General features: G+C 61.5%; 16 protein-coding genes. 12 read left to right on the forward strand and 4 right to left on the reverse strand.

Translation table 11 applies throughout. The features are described from left to right. On the reverse strand, positions 1-1,822 hold a 1,822-nt coding region (locus ACW9IB_RS17775), incomplete at its 3' end, for a DUF6531 domain-containing protein (RefSeq protein ID WP_457414714.1). A 252-nt stretch (positions 1,823-2,074) separates the two neighbouring features. Between ACW9IB_RS17775 and ACW9IB_RS17780 the strand changes: the two genes are divergently transcribed. The 6 genes from ACW9IB_RS17780 to ACW9IB_RS17805 all read left to right on the forward strand — a co-directional run bounded on the left by ACW9IB_RS17780 (position 2,075) and on the right by ACW9IB_RS17805 (position 8,843). Beyond that, positions 2,075-4,567, forward strand: coding sequence for a TonB-dependent siderophore receptor (locus ACW9IB_RS17780; protein ID WP_457414715.1), 2,493 nt, complete (start codon positions 2,075-2,077; stop codon positions 4,565-4,567). 110 nt (positions 4,568-4,677) lie between these two features. Continuing rightward, positions 4,678-6,153: an aldehyde dehydrogenase family protein gene (locus ACW9IB_RS17785; protein WP_457414717.1), complete on the forward strand. Its 1,476-nt coding sequence runs from the start codon at positions 4,678-4,680 to the stop codon at positions 6,151-6,153. A gap of 114 nt (positions 6,154-6,267) precedes the next feature. Then, positions 6,268-6,597 carry a hypothetical protein gene (locus tag ACW9IB_RS17790; protein ID WP_457367861.1) on the forward strand — a complete coding sequence of 110 codons (330 nt, stop codon included), beginning with the start codon at positions 6,268-6,270 and terminating at the stop codon, positions 6,595-6,597. A 188-nt stretch (positions 6,598-6,785) separates the two neighbouring features. Next, positions 6,786-7,481: a fumarylacetoacetate hydrolase family protein gene (locus ACW9IB_RS17795; RefSeq protein WP_457414718.1), complete on the forward strand. Its 696-nt coding sequence runs from the start codon at positions 6,786-6,788 to the stop codon at positions 7,479-7,481. Between the two features lie 36 nt (positions 7,482-7,517). Then, on the forward strand, positions 7,518-8,426 hold the full coding sequence (locus ACW9IB_RS17800) for a helix-turn-helix transcriptional regulator (RefSeq protein ID WP_457414720.1): 909 nt from the start codon (positions 7,518-7,520) through the stop codon (positions 8,424-8,426). 156 nt (positions 8,427-8,582) lie between these two features. Then, the gene (locus ACW9IB_RS17805; protein ID WP_457414721.1) at positions 8,583-8,843 is read left to right on the forward strand and encodes a hypothetical protein; all 261 of its coding nucleotides are present in this window, start codon (positions 8,583-8,585) and stop codon (positions 8,841-8,843) included. 282 nt (positions 8,844-9,125) lie between these two features. On the opposite strand, the gene ACW9IB_RS17810 is transcribed toward ACW9IB_RS17805, so the two are convergent. Next, on the reverse strand, positions 9,126-10,070 hold the full coding sequence (locus tag ACW9IB_RS17810; protein ID WP_457367857.1) for a sensor domain-containing diguanylate cyclase: 945 nt from the start codon (positions 10,068-10,070) through the stop codon (positions 9,126-9,128). Positions 10,071-10,315: 245 nt separating this feature from the next. On the opposite strand from ACW9IB_RS17810, the gene ACW9IB_RS17815 reads away from it, so the two are divergent. Beyond that, on the forward strand, positions 10,316-10,564 hold the full coding sequence (locus tag ACW9IB_RS17815; protein ID WP_457367856.1) for a DUF1652 domain-containing protein: 249 nt from the start codon (positions 10,316-10,318) through the stop codon (positions 10,562-10,564). Here the strand turns inward: ACW9IB_RS17815 and ACW9IB_RS17820 are convergent. Continuing rightward, positions 10,561-10,701, reverse strand: a complete 141-nt coding sequence (locus ACW9IB_RS17820) for a hypothetical protein (RefSeq protein ID WP_457414723.1) — start codon at positions 10,699-10,701, stop codon at positions 10,561-10,563. The genes ACW9IB_RS17815 and ACW9IB_RS17820 overlap by 4 nt on opposite strands. A gap of 223 nt (positions 10,702-10,924) precedes the next feature. Between ACW9IB_RS17820 and ACW9IB_RS17825 the strand changes: the two genes are divergently transcribed. From ACW9IB_RS17825 to ACW9IB_RS17845, 5 genes are read left to right on the forward strand one after another with little or no spacing between them, the layout of a single operon-like run. Beyond that, positions 10,925-11,236, forward strand: coding sequence for a YXWGXW repeat-containing protein (locus ACW9IB_RS17825; protein ID WP_457367854.1), 312 nt, complete (start codon positions 10,925-10,927; stop codon positions 11,234-11,236). 37 nt (positions 11,237-11,273) lie between these two features. Then, positions 11,274-11,852 carry an RNA polymerase sigma factor gene (locus ACW9IB_RS17830; RefSeq protein WP_457414725.1) on the forward strand — a complete coding sequence of 193 codons (579 nt, stop codon included), beginning with the start codon at positions 11,274-11,276 and terminating at the stop codon, positions 11,850-11,852. Beyond that, positions 11,849-12,280 (forward strand): hypothetical protein, encoded by a 432-nt coding sequence (locus ACW9IB_RS17835; RefSeq protein ID WP_457367852.1) that lies wholly within the window; start codon positions 11,849-11,851, stop codon positions 12,278-12,280. The genes ACW9IB_RS17830 and ACW9IB_RS17835 overlap by 4 nt, the downstream gene beginning before the upstream one ends. After that, positions 12,277-12,771 (forward strand): periplasmic heavy metal sensor, encoded by a 495-nt coding sequence (locus tag ACW9IB_RS17840; protein WP_457414727.1) that lies wholly within the window; start codon positions 12,277-12,279, stop codon positions 12,769-12,771. Before ACW9IB_RS17835 ends, ACW9IB_RS17840 begins: the two co-directional genes overlap by 4 nt. A gap of 37 nt (positions 12,772-12,808) precedes the next feature. Continuing rightward, positions 12,809-13,387 carry a hypothetical protein gene (locus ACW9IB_RS17845; protein ID WP_457367850.1) on the forward strand — a complete coding sequence of 193 codons (579 nt, stop codon included), beginning with the start codon at positions 12,809-12,811 and terminating at the stop codon, positions 13,385-13,387. Between the two features lie 189 nt (positions 13,388-13,576). Here ACW9IB_RS17845 and ACW9IB_RS17850 read toward each other — a convergent pair whose 3' ends face one another. Then, a complete protein-coding gene (locus ACW9IB_RS17850) occupies positions 13,577-14,476 on the reverse strand; it encodes a LysR family transcriptional regulator (RefSeq protein WP_457414728.1) in 900 nt (299 codons plus the stop codon). Positions 14,477-14,538 lie beyond the last annotated feature (62 nt).

Here is a 14,538-nt window from a genome sequence, read left to right on the forward strand (position 1 = left end):
CGTCGTAGCGATAAACCTCGCTTTCGCCGACGGCGTTGGTCGCCGAGATCAGTCGTCCAGCGGCGTCATAAGCGTAGGAAACGACGGTGTACTCGGTAACCCAGACAAATTCCCCCGCCCCCTCGGCCCGTTGAACCTGGTAGTCCACCGCCACGATGCGCCCCGACGCATAACGCAAAAACAGCGAGCGCCCGACAGCATTGTCCAACCGCTGAATACGCCCCAGCCCATCGCGGAAAACCCGCAGCCGGTTGTCATACGCATCGCTGATCGCTGTCAGCGCACCATTAACGAAATGGTAGAAACGTGAGTCTTGCGCCAGCACCAACTCATCGGGCAAATCCCCGAGATAAATCGCGGCCTCGGCCAGGCTGTTGGTAATCGCCGGTCGAGAGGAGGAGGGCAGTGGAAACTCGGTAAGACGATGCTCATGATCGGTCCACACCACCGAATCGCCCGACACCGATAGCCGATGGGCGAGCGCATGGCTCCAGCCAAACCCCAGTCCGACATCCATTTCCACGGCACTGGTGCGATACAGCCGTGTCCATTCGAAGGGCAATACGCCGTCCAGCGCACCGTCGGTCAGGGTGAGCAGCTCTTCCCCGGTGACCATCGACACCGGGCAGCCATCTTTAATGGTCTTGTCCGAAGGCGCCGCCGCGTCACCTGCCGGATTTTTTCCCACAGCAGGCGCATCGTCCACGTGCTCTGTCTGTTTGAGCACCGCGTTCTGCCGCGCCTTCCAGCGCATCTGCATCCTGCCTTGCTTCAACCCGCCGACCACGCCGCGCACCGCCACTGCCTTGTAGCGATCCACCGCCTGCATGAACGTCGTCAGAATCGCCAGAACGTTCTGGATAAAACCCACTGCCGCCTTAAGCAGCTGGGCGCCATACCTGGCCAACCGCAGGCCCAAGTACGCCACGCCCGCCGCCGGCAAGGCGAGGGTCAACACCGCGCCAATCACCAGGTCGATCAGCAACGAAACGACAAAACCCGCCGCCTTTTCGGCCACCTGGCCGGGCGGCAATGCGTCGAGCCAGATCATCGCGGTGCGCAGCAGCAGGAACAGCGCGGCCTCGTCGCTGGCCAGCAACATCGCCTGTTCCATCACCTTGGGCGTATCGGTGGCGACCTGCGCCAATTGGGCCGCCTGCTCACCCAATTGCTCGATGTATTTCAGCGGGTCCGCAAGCATCGCCTGCACCAGCGTGATGCTGTCCCACGCATCGCGAATCGCTGCCCAACTGCCTGCCAAAACACCGCTGCCAATCGCACTGGCGGTGGACTGTTCCCAGTGCGGTTTGAAGCCGGACCACTGTGACCGCAGCCACTGCTCCAGGTCTGTCGTCAGGCCGGCATAGGAAGAAAACAACGCGTCGACCTGTTGCGCCGAAACGCCGTCTTGCACCCGCACCTGGTAACGCCCGCCCGCCGCGCAGTAGTGCGAGCCCTTGCCGTGTTCGTCCAGCATGATCACGGTGGAACTGCCGTCATCCAGCCCGATGACCTCAACCGGGATATTGCCAATCGGCACGTCATGCACCGATTCGAACAGGCTTTCGATCTTCAATTCGCCGCCCGCCGGGCAACGGGCCACGGTTGAAAAGTCAGCGTCGGTCATGCTCACCGAGCGCTGCGAATCGCCCACCCGCAACACTCGATCCATCCCCAGCAAAGAGGGCAGGTCCAGCGCGTGGCTCGCCGAATCCAGCGCATGGGCATACAAGGCGTTCATCTGCTGGCGATAAATCTCCAGGCTCTGATGAAAACCATCGAGTTCATGTTCGATATGGGTAATACGGGCAGCGTGGGTCATCCGTGACGTCTCGACAGGGGCAAGGCGTCGGAGTCTGCCGCAGCCAAAAGCGGCTGGATGAACGGCTGAAAAAATCAGAAATGACTGTCCAGCGGCGGGAAAAAACCGCGAAAAACTACCCCCGGAAACTACATCGAAAAGCGATCAGGCTGATTGCTGCGCAACTACCCAAATAAAAATCGCTCTCATCCTTGCCCGATTTTTCGAGATGGCCGTCATGGTTAATAGAACCTCTATTACGCAGGATTTCCCATGTCGCGCCTTGCTCGTCCCTTGCACCCACTGGCCCTGTCGGTGGCGATGGCTTTTGCCGCCGTGCCGTTGCTGAATGTCTCGTTTGCCTTGGCTGAAGAAAGCAGCAGCGCCGTGCGCCGGTTTTCGATTCCCGCCGGTGACTTGAGCCAGGCGCTCAATAGCCTGGCCGAGCAGGCGGGGCTGGTGCTGGCGTTCGATGCAAGCCTGACCCGGGGTAAACGCAGCACGGGTTTGAGCGGGCAATACGACACCGAGGTGGCACTGAACCAGTTGCTCGCCGGCAGCGGCTTGCAGGCGTTGAAAATCTCCACCGATCGCTACCGTTTGGAGCCTGTACCGGATAACGGCGGCGCCATGGAGTTGCAGACCACCACCATCAGCGGTGCCTACCAGAGCGAGAGCCCCACCGGGCCGGTAGCAGGTTATGTGGCCACCCGCAGTCTGTCGGGCACCAAGACCGACACCGCACTGGTCGAAACGCCGCAGTCGATTTCGATCGTGACCAAGGACCAGATGCGGGCGCAAAACGCCGAGAGTCTCAACCAGATCCTGCGCTACAGCGCCGCCGTGGTGCCTGAGACCCGTGGCGCCACCGCCTCGCGCCTGGACCAGTTGACCATCCGTGGCTTTGCGCCGGCCACCTACCTCGACGGCCTGCGCGTGCCATCGAGCCGTGACGCCCTGCCACAAAAGGATGCCTTCGACCTGGAGCGTGTCGAAGTGCTGCGCGGCCCGGCTTCGGTGCTGTACGGGCAGGGCACCCCGAGCGGGGTGATCAACATGGTCACCAAGCGCCCGCTGGACACGCCTTTCCACGAAGTGGGCGTGGAATACGGCACCTTCGACAAGAAGCGCACCACCTTCGATTTGAGCGGCCCGATTGACGACCAAGGGGTTTATTCCTACCGCGTGGCGGGCCTTTTCGATGACGCTGACGGCCAGGTCGAACACACCGAGACCCGTCGCCAGTCGTTGTCCAGCGCCTTCACCTGGCGCCCTGACGACGCCACCTCGCTGACCCTGCTCGGGCACTTCCAGAAGGACCCCAAAGGCGCGTCCTACGGGTCGGTGCCGGCCTGGGGTTCGGTGCTGCACAGCCCGACCGGGCGCAGCATCGATGTGGACTTCTATGACGGCGAGAAGCATTTCGAGAAGAGTGATCGCGAACATTACTCCCTGGGCTATGCCTTCGAGCATCACTTCAACGATGTGTGGACGGTGCGCCAGAACGCGCGTTACCTGCGTGCCGAAGGCGTTTACCGCAGTATCTACAACAGCAACCTGCAGGCCGACTACCGCACCTCCAACCGGTCGACCATCGCTACCGATGTCGATATGGACGCCTACACCCTCGACAACCAGGTGCAGGCCAAATTCGACACCGGCCCTTTGCAGCACACCTTGTTGGCCGGCCTCGACTACCAGAACACCAGCACCGACACCAAAGCCGGTTATGGTCGCGGGCCGACCCTGGACATCTTCGATCCGGTCTACGGTGCACCCGTGGCGACTCCGGCCTTCAGCACCGATGCCACCTCGCGCAGCGAGCAGACCGGTGTTTATCTGCAAGAGCAGATGAAGTGGGACAAGTGGGTGCTGCTGCTCGGCGGTCGTTATGACTGGGCCAGCACCGACAGCACCACCAAGACCCTCAGCAGCGGTGCCAAGAGCAAGTCGTCGCTGGACAGCAAGGCCTTTACCGGCCGCGTGGGCCTGGTCTATCTGTTCGATAATGGCCTGGCGCCGTATGCCAGCTATGCAGAGTCCTTCAACCCGCAGTCGGGCACCGGTTACGGCGGTTCGGTGTTCAAGCCGACCGAAGGCAAGCAGTATGAAATCGGCATCAAGTATCAACCGCCGGGCAGCAACAGCTTTATCACGGCGGCGATCTTCGACCTGCGCCAGACCAACGTACCGACCCTGGACCCGGATCCCACCCACCTGTGTGGCAACGGCCGTTGCAGCGTGCAGGACGGCGAGCAGCAATCCCGGGGTTTCGAGCTGGAAGGCAAGGCCAGCCTGAACGACAACCTCGATATCACTGCGGCCTACGCTTATCTGGATAACCGCACCAGCAAGTCCAACAGCACCACGCAATACGCGCCGATCAGCGATGTCGGCACAGGCCCGGCGATTCCCCTCAAGGGCACCACCAGCTACGGTGTGCCGCGGCATACCGCGTCGGCCTGGGCTGACTACACCTTCCACGATGGCCACCTCAAAGGCTTTGGTGTAGGTGCGGGGGCGCGGTATGTGGGGTCGTCCTGGGGCGACACCGCCAACACCTTGAAGGTGCCGGGCTACACCCTGTTCGATGCGGCGGTGCACTACGACATCCCGAACATCGCCAGCCTCAAGGACAACCTGCGTCTGGCGCTGAACGCCAGCAACCTGGCGAATAAAGAGTACGTCGCGTCCTGCTATTCCTATTCGTGGTGCTGGTACGGCTCGCAGCGCACCGTGCAGGCGAGCGCGACTTATCAGTGGTGAGGTAAAAACGGAATAAATGGCCGTGCCCAAGCGTTCCCTGTGCGTGCGTTACGTGAGTAACCACCGGTCTCTGACCGCTCAATTCGCCAGAAAGGAACAGGGAACTCACTATGAGCACGCCATCTACTCCGTTCGCGAGTCCACAACAGACACGTGAAGCCCTACTGAAGCAAGCCAACCTGGAAGGCGGCTTTTTCAACGTGATCAATGGGCGCCAGACCACCGCCGACAACACACTGGAGGTGGTGAATCCGGCCACGGGGGAGGTGATCGCCTCGATTCCGGACGCCGGTGAAGATGCTTTGAATCAGGCCGTGGCCGCCGCCCGCCAAGCGTTCCCGGCCTGGGCCGCGACACCCGTTGCCGAGCGGCGTGCACTGCTGCTCGAGTTCATTGCGCGGATAAAAGCCCATGAACCCGAGCTGACCGCATTGCTCACCGCCGAGAATGGCCGGCCCCTGGCGACATCGACCTGGGAACTGTCCGGCTTGGCGGATGCCTTCGGCCCGTCCCTGGTCAACCTTGAATTACCTGTCGAGTCCTATGACTCGCCGATCATGGGGCAGGTGACCCAGCACTACACGCCGCTGGGTGTCGTGTGCGCGATTTGCCCGTGGAACGTTCCTGCGCTGCTGGCGATGATGAAAATCCTCGCGGCTTTGGTCACCGGCAATACCGTGGTACTCAAACCCTCGCCCTACGCGCCGTTGACGGTCCTGCGGATCGCCGGTTATGCCGCGGATCTGCTGCCTGCCGGCGTGCTCAACGTGATCACCGGCGGCGATGCGCTGGGGCCGTTGATGACTGCGCATCCAGGCTTCGACAAAGTGAGCTTTACCGGATCGAGCCAGACCGGCAAGCGGGTGATGAACTCGGTGTCCGGCAAGCTCAAGCGTGTGACCCTGGAACTGGGCGGCAACGACCCGGCGATCGTGCTGGCCGACGCCGACCCGCAGAAGATTGCCGAGTCCTTGTTCTGGAGCATGTTCAAGCTCAACGGCCACGCCTGCATCTGCCTCAAGCGCCTGTATGTGCACGAGTCCATCTACGCCGAAGTGGCCGAGGCACTGGTGGCCTATGCGGCCCATGTCAAAACCGGGGATGGCTTCTTGCTGGACTCGGGGCTGGGTCCGATCCAGAACAAAATGCAGTACGAAAAGATCCGTGCCACCTGGGCGCAAATCCAGGCCAGCGGTACGAAGGTGCTGTATCAGGGTGAAGCACCCCATGCCGGTTATTTTTTCCCGGTGACCCTGCTCGACAATCCTTCCGACGATGCACCGTTTGTCCGGGAAGAAGTGTTCGGCCCGATTCGGCCGATCATGAAATACAGCGACCTGGACGACGTGATCGCCCGCGCCAACGACACCCCTTATGGCTTGGGGGCTTCGGTGTGGGGCAGCGACCGCGAACAACTCGCCCAGGTTGCCAGTCGACTGAACGCGGGCACGGTGTGGGTCAACCAGCACGCGGCACTGGCCCCTGATGTGCCATTCGGTGGGCACAAGGAGTCGGGTTTTGGAGTGGAGTTCGGGGTTGAAGGGTTGAAGTCGTACTGCAACCTGAAGGTGATTGCCGCGCGATAGGCCCTTCATGGGGCCGGGACAGTTGTGCAGTGAGGAAGGCAATTTAATGGCCCCTTTGTAACAAAATCCTCGCCAGAATCACTTTTATTTTCAGGTGGTTAGGTGGGGAATCGAATGCGCTCTGTTGGAATCATGTTGATCGCCTGTTCCCTGGCCGGCGGCGCCGCTGCCGTGCAGGCCCGGGAACTGCGCGACGGTGACAAGTACATGTGCAGTTGGGGCGCCGGCACGGCCGCCAGGGCCCAGGAGCTCAAGCTGTCCGGTGTGTCACTGTATGCGGCACGGCAGAAGATCCAGACCCTCAAGTTCAGCAAACCCTGGATGCGCATGATGGCCATGGGCATCACCGAGCAGACCTACGACAGCCGTTCACGCCTCAAGCCCGAAGCCATTCGCCAGGGCTTCTATCAGGACTGTGTGCGCTACAAAGTGGCGCGCAAATGAGCGTCCGGCGGGCTCAACGCAACAGCGGCGGACCAGCATTCTTCCGGAAAACACCCTAAGCGTTCGCTTTGAACAGGCATTCATTGCGTCGCCAAGCACCGGCCAGTGCAAAATCTGCGTAAGCCTGTCCAACTTCGCACCTGTGCCCCTCGCCATACTGGCGCCAGGTAAACGAAGAGGCACAGGCCATGACTGATTACGTATTCACGCCCCCGCATACGCCGTCCCTGGCGATTCAGGGTACCGACGCGCGCTTCCCGTTGCGCCGCATATTTTGCGTGGGCCGCAACTACAGCGAGCACGCACGGGAAATGGGACATGACCCGGACCGCGAGCCGCCATTCTTTTTCATGAAACCGGCGGATGCCGTGGTGCCCGCCGAGGGCGTGATTGCCTACCCGCCATTGACCGGCGACCTGCACCATGAAGTGGAACTGGTAGTGGCCATCGGCAAGGGCGGGGTGGATATCAGCCCCGAGCAGGCGTTTTCCCACATCTGGGGCTATGGCGTCGGCATCGATCTGACCCGCCGTGACCTGCAGGCCCAGGCGAAAAAACTCTCACGTCCGTGGGAATGGGCCAAAGCGTTCGATGAGTCTGCGCCCAGCACCGCGTTGCAGCCGGTGAGTGCCGTCGGGCACCCGTCCAGCGGCAAAATCTGGCTCAAGGTCAACGGTGAACAGCGCCAGGTCGGTGACCTGGCTGACCAGATCTGGTCGGTCAGCGAAGTGATCAGCCATGCCTCCCGGTCCGTCGCGCTCAAGGCCGGGGACCTGATCTTCACCGGCACGCCGGCCGGGGTCGGTGCGCTGCAACCGGGGGATCTGGTCAGCGCTGGCATCGATGGCATCGGCGAGTTGAGTTTCACCCTCGGCCAGGGTTGAGGCTACAGTGGTGCCCAGGCCATTCGAGAGACCGTTATGCCCGGCACCCGCGTCACCACCTACGGCATGGAACAACGCAGCGACCGTCCCGACTTCTATATCCGCGACAAACGCGGACGGGCGGCGCTGACCAGTCCCCATCGCCATGAATACTTCCAGATCCAGATCAACCTCGGCGGCGACACCGTGCAGCACATCGGCGGCGCCGTGCGGCCGTTTCCACGAAAGGCCCTGGCGTTCATCCTGCCCCATCGCCTGCATGTGATTCCCCACCCCGAGGACGGCGAATTCATGCTGATCAACTTCAGCCAGGCGTTTTTCCTGCCGCAATTGACCTGCGATCCTCTGGACCTGGAAGACATCCCCATCGGCCAGGCGCCGGAGCTGTCGCCGTTTCGTTTTCAGGAGCAACTGGACTTCATCCTCGACGATGCGGCCTTCGACGACGTGCAGACCTGGCTTGCCCATATGCGCGCGCTGGATGCCCACCGCACCTTCGGCGCGCGGGAACGCCTGAAGGGCTACCTGTTCCAGTTGATCGGCCTGGTCTGCGAGCAGTACGCCGAATCTCTGCAGGCCTTCGCGGCCAACAACGCGACCCGTCGTGGGCGCAAGGACGCCCTGGCGCGGGTGCAGGGCTACATCCGCGAACATTTACATGAGCCCAGTCTCAACCTAACGGACACGGCCGCTGCGGCATTTCTGTCGCCCAACTACCTCACCCATCTTTTGCGCAAGGAAACCGGCAAGCCCTTTTCCCAACTGGTACTCGACCGCCGCCTGCAATTGGCGCGAACGCTGCTACTCAACAGCCCGCAGATGATCGGCGCCATTGCGCACCGTTGTGGTTTTACCGATGAGGCGTATTTTTCCCGTTGTTTCCGCAAGGCCCACGGCCTGGCACCGGGACAGTTTCGGCGCCGGCAGCATGGAGAGCCTTTGTAGCCTGCTGTTTTACAAATCCACGACAATCACTATGTTTCTATTTGCATACAATTGCGCCCTTCACCCGGGAGACCTGTATGCAAACCCCGATTCGCGCGTCGGCACAGGATGCTGTCGACGACGTGTACCTTGAGAAGAGCAAGGCGTCGTAACCCCATGAGCGCGCCAGAATCGCCTTCTTCCAATAGCTTGCGCTACTTCGTGGGCGGGGTGCTCTGCGTCGCGGTGCTGCTGGGCCTGTATTTCGTGCAGCTCAACGCCCAGGTGGACCGTGAGCGCGAACAGCTCAATGAACGCCTGGCGTTGTGCAGGCAGATAGAAAGTGTCGCGCGCTCGGTTCACCCCAGTGGCCTTGAAGTGCGGGACGCCTGCGAACACATGGGCGGACATGCCGCCAAAAGTGCGACGCCACTTTAGGCCCTAATGAATAACCCCTTTTTATAGATGGAATATACGCGGGAAGTATCGGCTTAGTTGCACCAAAAAGTGGCACCCATACACTTCGCTTCCTTAAAAAAGGTGTGGTTATTGAATGACTTACAGCGCTTTTAATCCGACGAAAGGATTGAAATAGTCTTGTTACATGTTTTTACAATCGCTACTATAGCCGGGCGTTCACCTCCCACGGTTTATGCATTTTTAAATCCCAAGTGTCCATCAGCTACTTGGGATTTTTTTTGCCCGTCATTTAGTTGCGCATCACGCTTGTGCGTCATCGAACTCGGCACGCATGCGCCCGTTGCGTTTGGCCTGATACAGCAATTTGTCGACGTCTTCGACGAACGCCAGCATCTCGCTGCCCGGTTCGACCAGGCGGGTGCCCACGCCCAGGCTCAAGGTCAGCAGGTTCGACACCGGTGAAAAACCATGTTCGATCTGCTGCTGGCAAATCAGGTGCAGGCAACGCTGTGCCACTTGCCTGGCCGAGGCGGCATCGGTTTCCGGCAACAGCCACACAAACTCTTCGCCACCGATACGCGCAATGAAATCCCGGGGACGGTTGGCCGCCAGCGATAGGGTGCGTGCTACCTGGCGCAGGCATTCGTCGCCCTTGATATGCCCGTAGTGGTCGTTGTACTGCTTGAAGTAATCGATATCCAGGATCAGCAGGGACAACGGCAACTGGCTGCGTTGGGCACTGGCCCATTCGCGCTCCAGCACGGTGTCGAACATGCGTCGGTTGGCGATGCCGGTGAGACCGTCCTGGAACGAATATTCCTCCAGCTGTTTTTGCAGACGGATCAGGTGTTCCTCGGTCTTCTTGCGCTCGCTGATATCGAACATGAAGCCGATCAGCGCTTCGACTTCGCCGTCCTTGCGCACCACGTGCACCACATCGCGGATCCACACGTAGTCGCCGTTCACCGTCAGCGCCCGGTAATCGGCCTCGTGGTCCACCCCGGCGCGGGATTGCGACACACAGAAGTTCACCACGTATTCACGGTCATCCGGGTGCATGCGCTCCACCCAGTCATCCACGCTGACCCAGCTCTGCGGGGTCCAGCCCAGCAACGTTTCGATCTGCGGGCCGATATAGCTGAAGGTCATGGTTGCCCAGTCGATGCGCCAGGGGATGGCCTTGGTCGATTCCAGCAGCGTTTTGTACACGTCACTGTCGGGCGGGCTCGGGGGATCGATGCTCATGGAGGCTGCTCAGGTGATGGCGAAAAGCCAAGAGCGTCTGGTGATCGGCGCCCGGAGTCAAGCACCCCGAAGGGCAGCAGACGAGAGGTCGTGATGCGGGTTTTCTGACGCCAGCGAGCCGGCGTTTTCGCAGCAAAATGAGGCGTGTATAACACTTTTGAAGTAATCATTCCGTACGCCGTAAAACCTCATCTACTCTGTTTGCATCACAACGACCGGGTGAGGCCCAGGGCAGGGTGTCGATCATGATCTCCATCGTCGAATTCAATCGCATCATGGCGTCGGGCTTCCTGCCGCTTGCGTGCGACTGCACCTTGAACAGCGACGGCTCCCTGCGCATCAGCATCTTCGAGCCACAGAGCGGACGCGTCGAGCTGCTGCTCACCCGCGTCTCGCCCGAAGGCCTGGACAGCATCCGTTCCATCTCGAACCTGATCGGTGAGTTGCGCACCGAAATCAAGGCCGGGCGGCGCGGGTTTGCGGCGGTCGGTTAACCGTTGACGGTGCTGACGGGCGTATCGGCGGCCCCGTAATAACGCCAGCAGCAGTGCCGATGTTCCGGCAGGATCACGCAGCCGCTGAGGCTGACGATCAACACAGCGGCAACAAGCATGTAAAGACGACGGTGCATGGCATTTCCTCTTGGTGGGTACAGCGTTAATCCTTCAACGCCGTGACTCGCCGTAATCCGTCGCGAGCTTTCAAAGATTTCATCAAGTCCCGCCATCCCCTGCGCAATACTGCCTGCGACCACTGCCCCGAAAAAAACCGCGTGGCCCGCGACGGATTTTTCTGCACCCGCCGTTCAACCCATCAGCAACGAGCACTTTCGCCCGCTGCATGAAGGAGTTGCCATGAGCCCCCTGACGATCTTGCGCCATGCGTTGCTTGTTCCCTTGGCTTTCGCTGCGTTGGTCAGCACCCCGACCTTTGCCCAGACCGAAGTGATCATTCGCCAGGCACCGCCGGTGGAGCGGGTGGAAGTGATCCCCGCCGAACGCCCAGGCTATGCCTGGGACCGTGGTCACTGGCGCTGGGAGGGTGGCGGCTACGGCTGGGTCCCCGGCCACTGGCAGCCGGTGATGCGCAATGCGCGCTGGGAACCGGGCCATTGGGAGTCCCACGGGCCCAACTGGTACTGGCGTGAAGGGCACTGGATCCGCTGAACCTTGAGACTTAGCCCCCGGACCGAGTACTACCTGATTGAAAGACACTGATCCGGACGTTGAGCTGCTGGCCCGTATCGGCAACAACGAGCCCGCGGCCGTCAACGAAATGGTGACGCGCAAGCTGCCGCGCCTGTTGGCGTTGGCCGGCAGGCTGCTCGGCGATGCCGACGAGGCCAGGGATGTGGCCCAGGAAAGTTTCCTGCGCATCTGGCGCCAGGCGGCAAGCTGGCGCCCGGGTGAAGCGCGTTTCGACACCTGGCTGCATCGGGTCGCGCTCAACCTGTGTCACGATCGTTTACGCCGACGCCGGGAGCGTCCGCTGGACGATGAGCACATCGTCGAACCGGTGGATACGACGCCGTCGCCGGATGAACAGCTGGAAGCGGCCGATCGCAGCGCACGCATGGCCGCCGCATTGGCGACCTTGCCCGAGCGTCAGCGCGAAGCGATTGTGCTGCAGTATTACCAGGAGCTGTCGAACATCGACGCCGCGGCCCTGATGAATATCAGCGTCGAGGCACTGGAGAGCCTGCTGTCGCGGGCCCGACGCCAGTTGCGCAGCCAACTTGCCGACACACCCGGGCTTGCCCGCCCAGGAAGGGGAAAATCATGAGGCCTGAACGCTTTGTTTACCTGGCCGACGCTTATGGCGCCGACCTGCACCGTTGGCCCGCCACCGAACAGGCCCAGGCCCGGGCGCTGCTCGACAGCGGCAACGCGCAGGCGCTGGATGCGCTGGCACAGGCACGCTGGCTCGACAACCAATTGAACAGTCATCAACAGATGGCGGTCGACCCGGCGCTGGTGCGTCAGATCCGCTTGTCCGCCCCCACGCGCACCTCGTTCTGGTCGCGTTACGCCAGCTGGCTGTCGCCCGCCGGCCTGGTGGGGGTGGGCATTGCCGGCGTCGTCACCGGCATGCTGGTGGCGTCCTTGAGTGTGCCACTGCCTATGTTGTCATCCGAAGTGCTGCCCAGCGTCTTCGATCAGGGCGACGCGGAAGTCGTCTTCACCGTCAACGCCGAGGAAACCGAGCAATGACCCCAACGTCTCTCAAGCCGTGGCTGCTCCTGTCGGTCGTGCTCAACGTATTTCTGATCGGTGGGGTGGGCGGCGGCCTTTATCACTGGATGACCAGCGCCAGGCCCGCCGAAGCGGTAGTCAACCAGCACGGCTTGCGCCAGGCCATGTTCAAGCTGCCGCCGGAGCGGCGCCGGGAACTGCGCCAGTTGTTGCGCCATGACAGCGCCGCCAGCCAGCCTCTTGTAATGGCGGGGCGCGAGGCACGCATGGGGGTGATCCGGCAGCTCGAGGCGCCGACGCTCGACCGTGATGTGCTGGTGACGGAACTGGCCAAGGCGCGAGAGGCCGATGCGGCGCTCAGGGCATTGGTGGATGGCACGCTGGCGCAGTTTGCCGGGACCCTGCCGCTGGATGAGCGCAAGGCGCTGGTGGAGGCGTTGTACTTGAGGGGACAGGCCAAAACCAAAGAAAAGTTTATCGACACGACCGGGAATAAACCTCGGTCCTGAACTGTTAAGCCGGCATCACACCTGCGGAGCACTGCGTATGCCGGCTGCAAAAAAGAAACAGGCTTTCGATTTTTCCTGCGGGGCGGCGTCCCTGATGTGTGCCGCCGTGGAACTGGAAGGTAATTTGCCCAATGGGCTATCGCCCACCGACGCGCTACGCACCAGCATGTGTGAAGTCGAGTTGTACAAGCTCACTTCCGGGGCGACCACCGGCGGGGTGGTCAAGCCGTTCGACCCGACCAAGGCCGGGTATTCCTACCCGCACAACGTGGCCCTGGCAGCACGCTCCATGGGGCTGAACGTGACCATCTATATGGATGGCTTTATCGCCAGCGCGTTATCGGTGCTCTACCCGCAGTGCGAGGAACAGTGCATTCGAGCGGGGTTCCCGGTGATCCACGGCGCGCCCCCGGCACTGGCGGCCAACCGGCGAGCGCTGATTGTGGTCACCACTTTTCTGGTGGGTTTGCACTACGTGATGGAACGGCCGGGAGGCGGGTACATGGACCCGAACGATGGGGCGGACTTTGCGGACTTCAAGGCGATGAATGGATGGTCGAAAACGTATGGCAAGACGGGGATCACGTTGGTGCTGGAGAAAGAGGTAACGGTGTAGGCCAGTGTGTTCGGCGATGCACCCATCCTTGTAGTGAGCAGGCTTGTCCTGCGCCGGGTGGCGAAGCCGCCCCAAGACCAGGCGCCACATTTTTCCTGAAATAACGCGGTGGTTTTATTGGGGCCGCTGCGCGCCCCAGCGTGGGCGGTGCGACGATTCGACAAGCCCGCTCACTACAACCTGAAGACATCATTCCCCCCCAAATATCTCCAACACCTCCCTCCTCAACCACAAATGCCGTGGATCCTTCTGGTTCCGCGCATGCCAGTGGTGTTTCAGGCTGTACGGCGGGATTTCCACCGGGGCTTCGATCATGCGCACGGCGGAGTGCTTTTCGTAGATGTGCGCCACGGCGCGGGGCAGGACGGCGACGAGGTCGGAGCGTTCGATGATGGCGGACATGCTCATGTAGTGGGACATCTGCACCACGATCTTGCGCTGGATACCTTGCTCGGCCAGGTAGCTTTCGTACATTTCCTGGCTGCGGCTGCCGTCGCGCACTTGCAGGTGTTCCAGGTTGCAGAAGTCGTCCATGGTCAGTTGCGCGGCGGTGATGCGGTGGTGGCGGCCGATAAGGCAGACCAGGTCGTGGTCGAACAGGCGTTGCTGGTAGATGTTCGGCGCGTCAAGGTCGGGGAAGTAACCCAGGGCCGAGTCCACCCGGCCTTCGCGCAGGGCTTCGTGCAGGTCCTTGGGGCCCAGGCTCAGGCATTGGATCTTGGCGTTGGGCGCGGCGCTGCGCAGGCGGTCGAAGAGGGCGGGGAGGAACACCACTTCGCCGATTTCACTGAGGCAGAACGTAAAGGTCTCGCGGCTTTCAGCGGGGTCGAAGGTGGGGCTGGGCAGGATCTCCTGGTCGATGGTGGCGATCACTTCGCGGGTGCGTTCGACGATGCTGCGCGCCCGTGGCGTGGGCTCCATCGCGGTGCCGCTGCGCACGAACAACGCATCGCCAAGGGAGTGACGCAAGCGCGATAACGCGGCGCTGGCGGCGGGCTGGCTCATGCCCAGTCGCTTGGCAGCGGCGGTGACGTTGCCGCAGTCATGAATGGCCAATAAAACGCGTAGCAGGTTCAGATCCGTGCGCATGACTATAACCAAACCAAATAGATTGAATAACCAGAATTCGCTTCTGCTATTTGTGCCCCACG

It is taken from the genome of Pseudomonas sp. SDO524_S393 (assembly GCF_054071875.1).

What these genes read in the sequence shown, in the direction of transcription:
- ACW9IB_RS17780 (WP_457414715.1), top strand. Translation starts at nt 2,075, where the DNA reads ATGTCGCGCCTTGCTCGTCCCTTGCACCCACTGGCCCTGTCGGTGGCG.
- ACW9IB_RS17785 (WP_457414717.1), top strand. Translation starts at nt 4,678, where the DNA reads ATGAGCACGCCATCTACTCCGTTCGCGAGTCCACAACAGACACGTGAA.
- ACW9IB_RS17790 (WP_457367861.1), top strand. Translation starts at nt 6,268, where the DNA reads ATGCGCTCTGTTGGAATCATGTTGATCGCCTGTTCCCTGGCCGGCGGC.
- ACW9IB_RS17795 (WP_457414718.1), top strand. Translation starts at nt 6,786, where the DNA reads ATGACTGATTACGTATTCACGCCCCCGCATACGCCGTCCCTGGCGATT.
- ACW9IB_RS17800 (WP_457414720.1), top strand. Translation starts at nt 7,518, where the DNA reads ATGCCCGGCACCCGCGTCACCACCTACGGCATGGAACAACGCAGCGAC.
- ACW9IB_RS17805 (WP_457414721.1), top strand. Translation starts at nt 8,583, where the DNA reads ATGAGCGCGCCAGAATCGCCTTCTTCCAATAGCTTGCGCTACTTCGTG.
- ACW9IB_RS17810 (WP_457367857.1), bottom strand. Translation starts at nt 10,070, where the DNA reads ATGAGCATCGATCCCCCGAGCCCGCCCGACAGTGACGTGTACAAAACG.
- ACW9IB_RS17815 (WP_457367856.1), top strand. Translation starts at nt 10,316, where the DNA reads ATGATCTCCATCGTCGAATTCAATCGCATCATGGCGTCGGGCTTCCTG.
- ACW9IB_RS17820 (WP_457414723.1), bottom strand. Translation starts at nt 10,701, where the DNA reads ATGCACCGTCGTCTTTACATGCTTGTTGCCGCTGTGTTGATCGTCAGC.
- ACW9IB_RS17825 (WP_457367854.1), top strand. Translation starts at nt 10,925, where the DNA reads ATGAGCCCCCTGACGATCTTGCGCCATGCGTTGCTTGTTCCCTTGGCT.
- ACW9IB_RS17835 (WP_457367852.1), top strand. Translation starts at nt 11,849, where the DNA reads ATGAGGCCTGAACGCTTTGTTTACCTGGCCGACGCTTATGGCGCCGAC.
- ACW9IB_RS17840 (WP_457414727.1), top strand. Translation starts at nt 12,277, where the DNA reads ATGACCCCAACGTCTCTCAAGCCGTGGCTGCTCCTGTCGGTCGTGCTC.
- ACW9IB_RS17845 (WP_457367850.1), top strand. Translation starts at nt 12,809, where the DNA reads ATGCCGGCTGCAAAAAAGAAACAGGCTTTCGATTTTTCCTGCGGGGCG.
- ACW9IB_RS17850 (WP_457414728.1), bottom strand. Translation starts at nt 14,476, where the DNA reads ATGCGCACGGATCTGAACCTGCTACGCGTTTTATTGGCCATTCATGAC.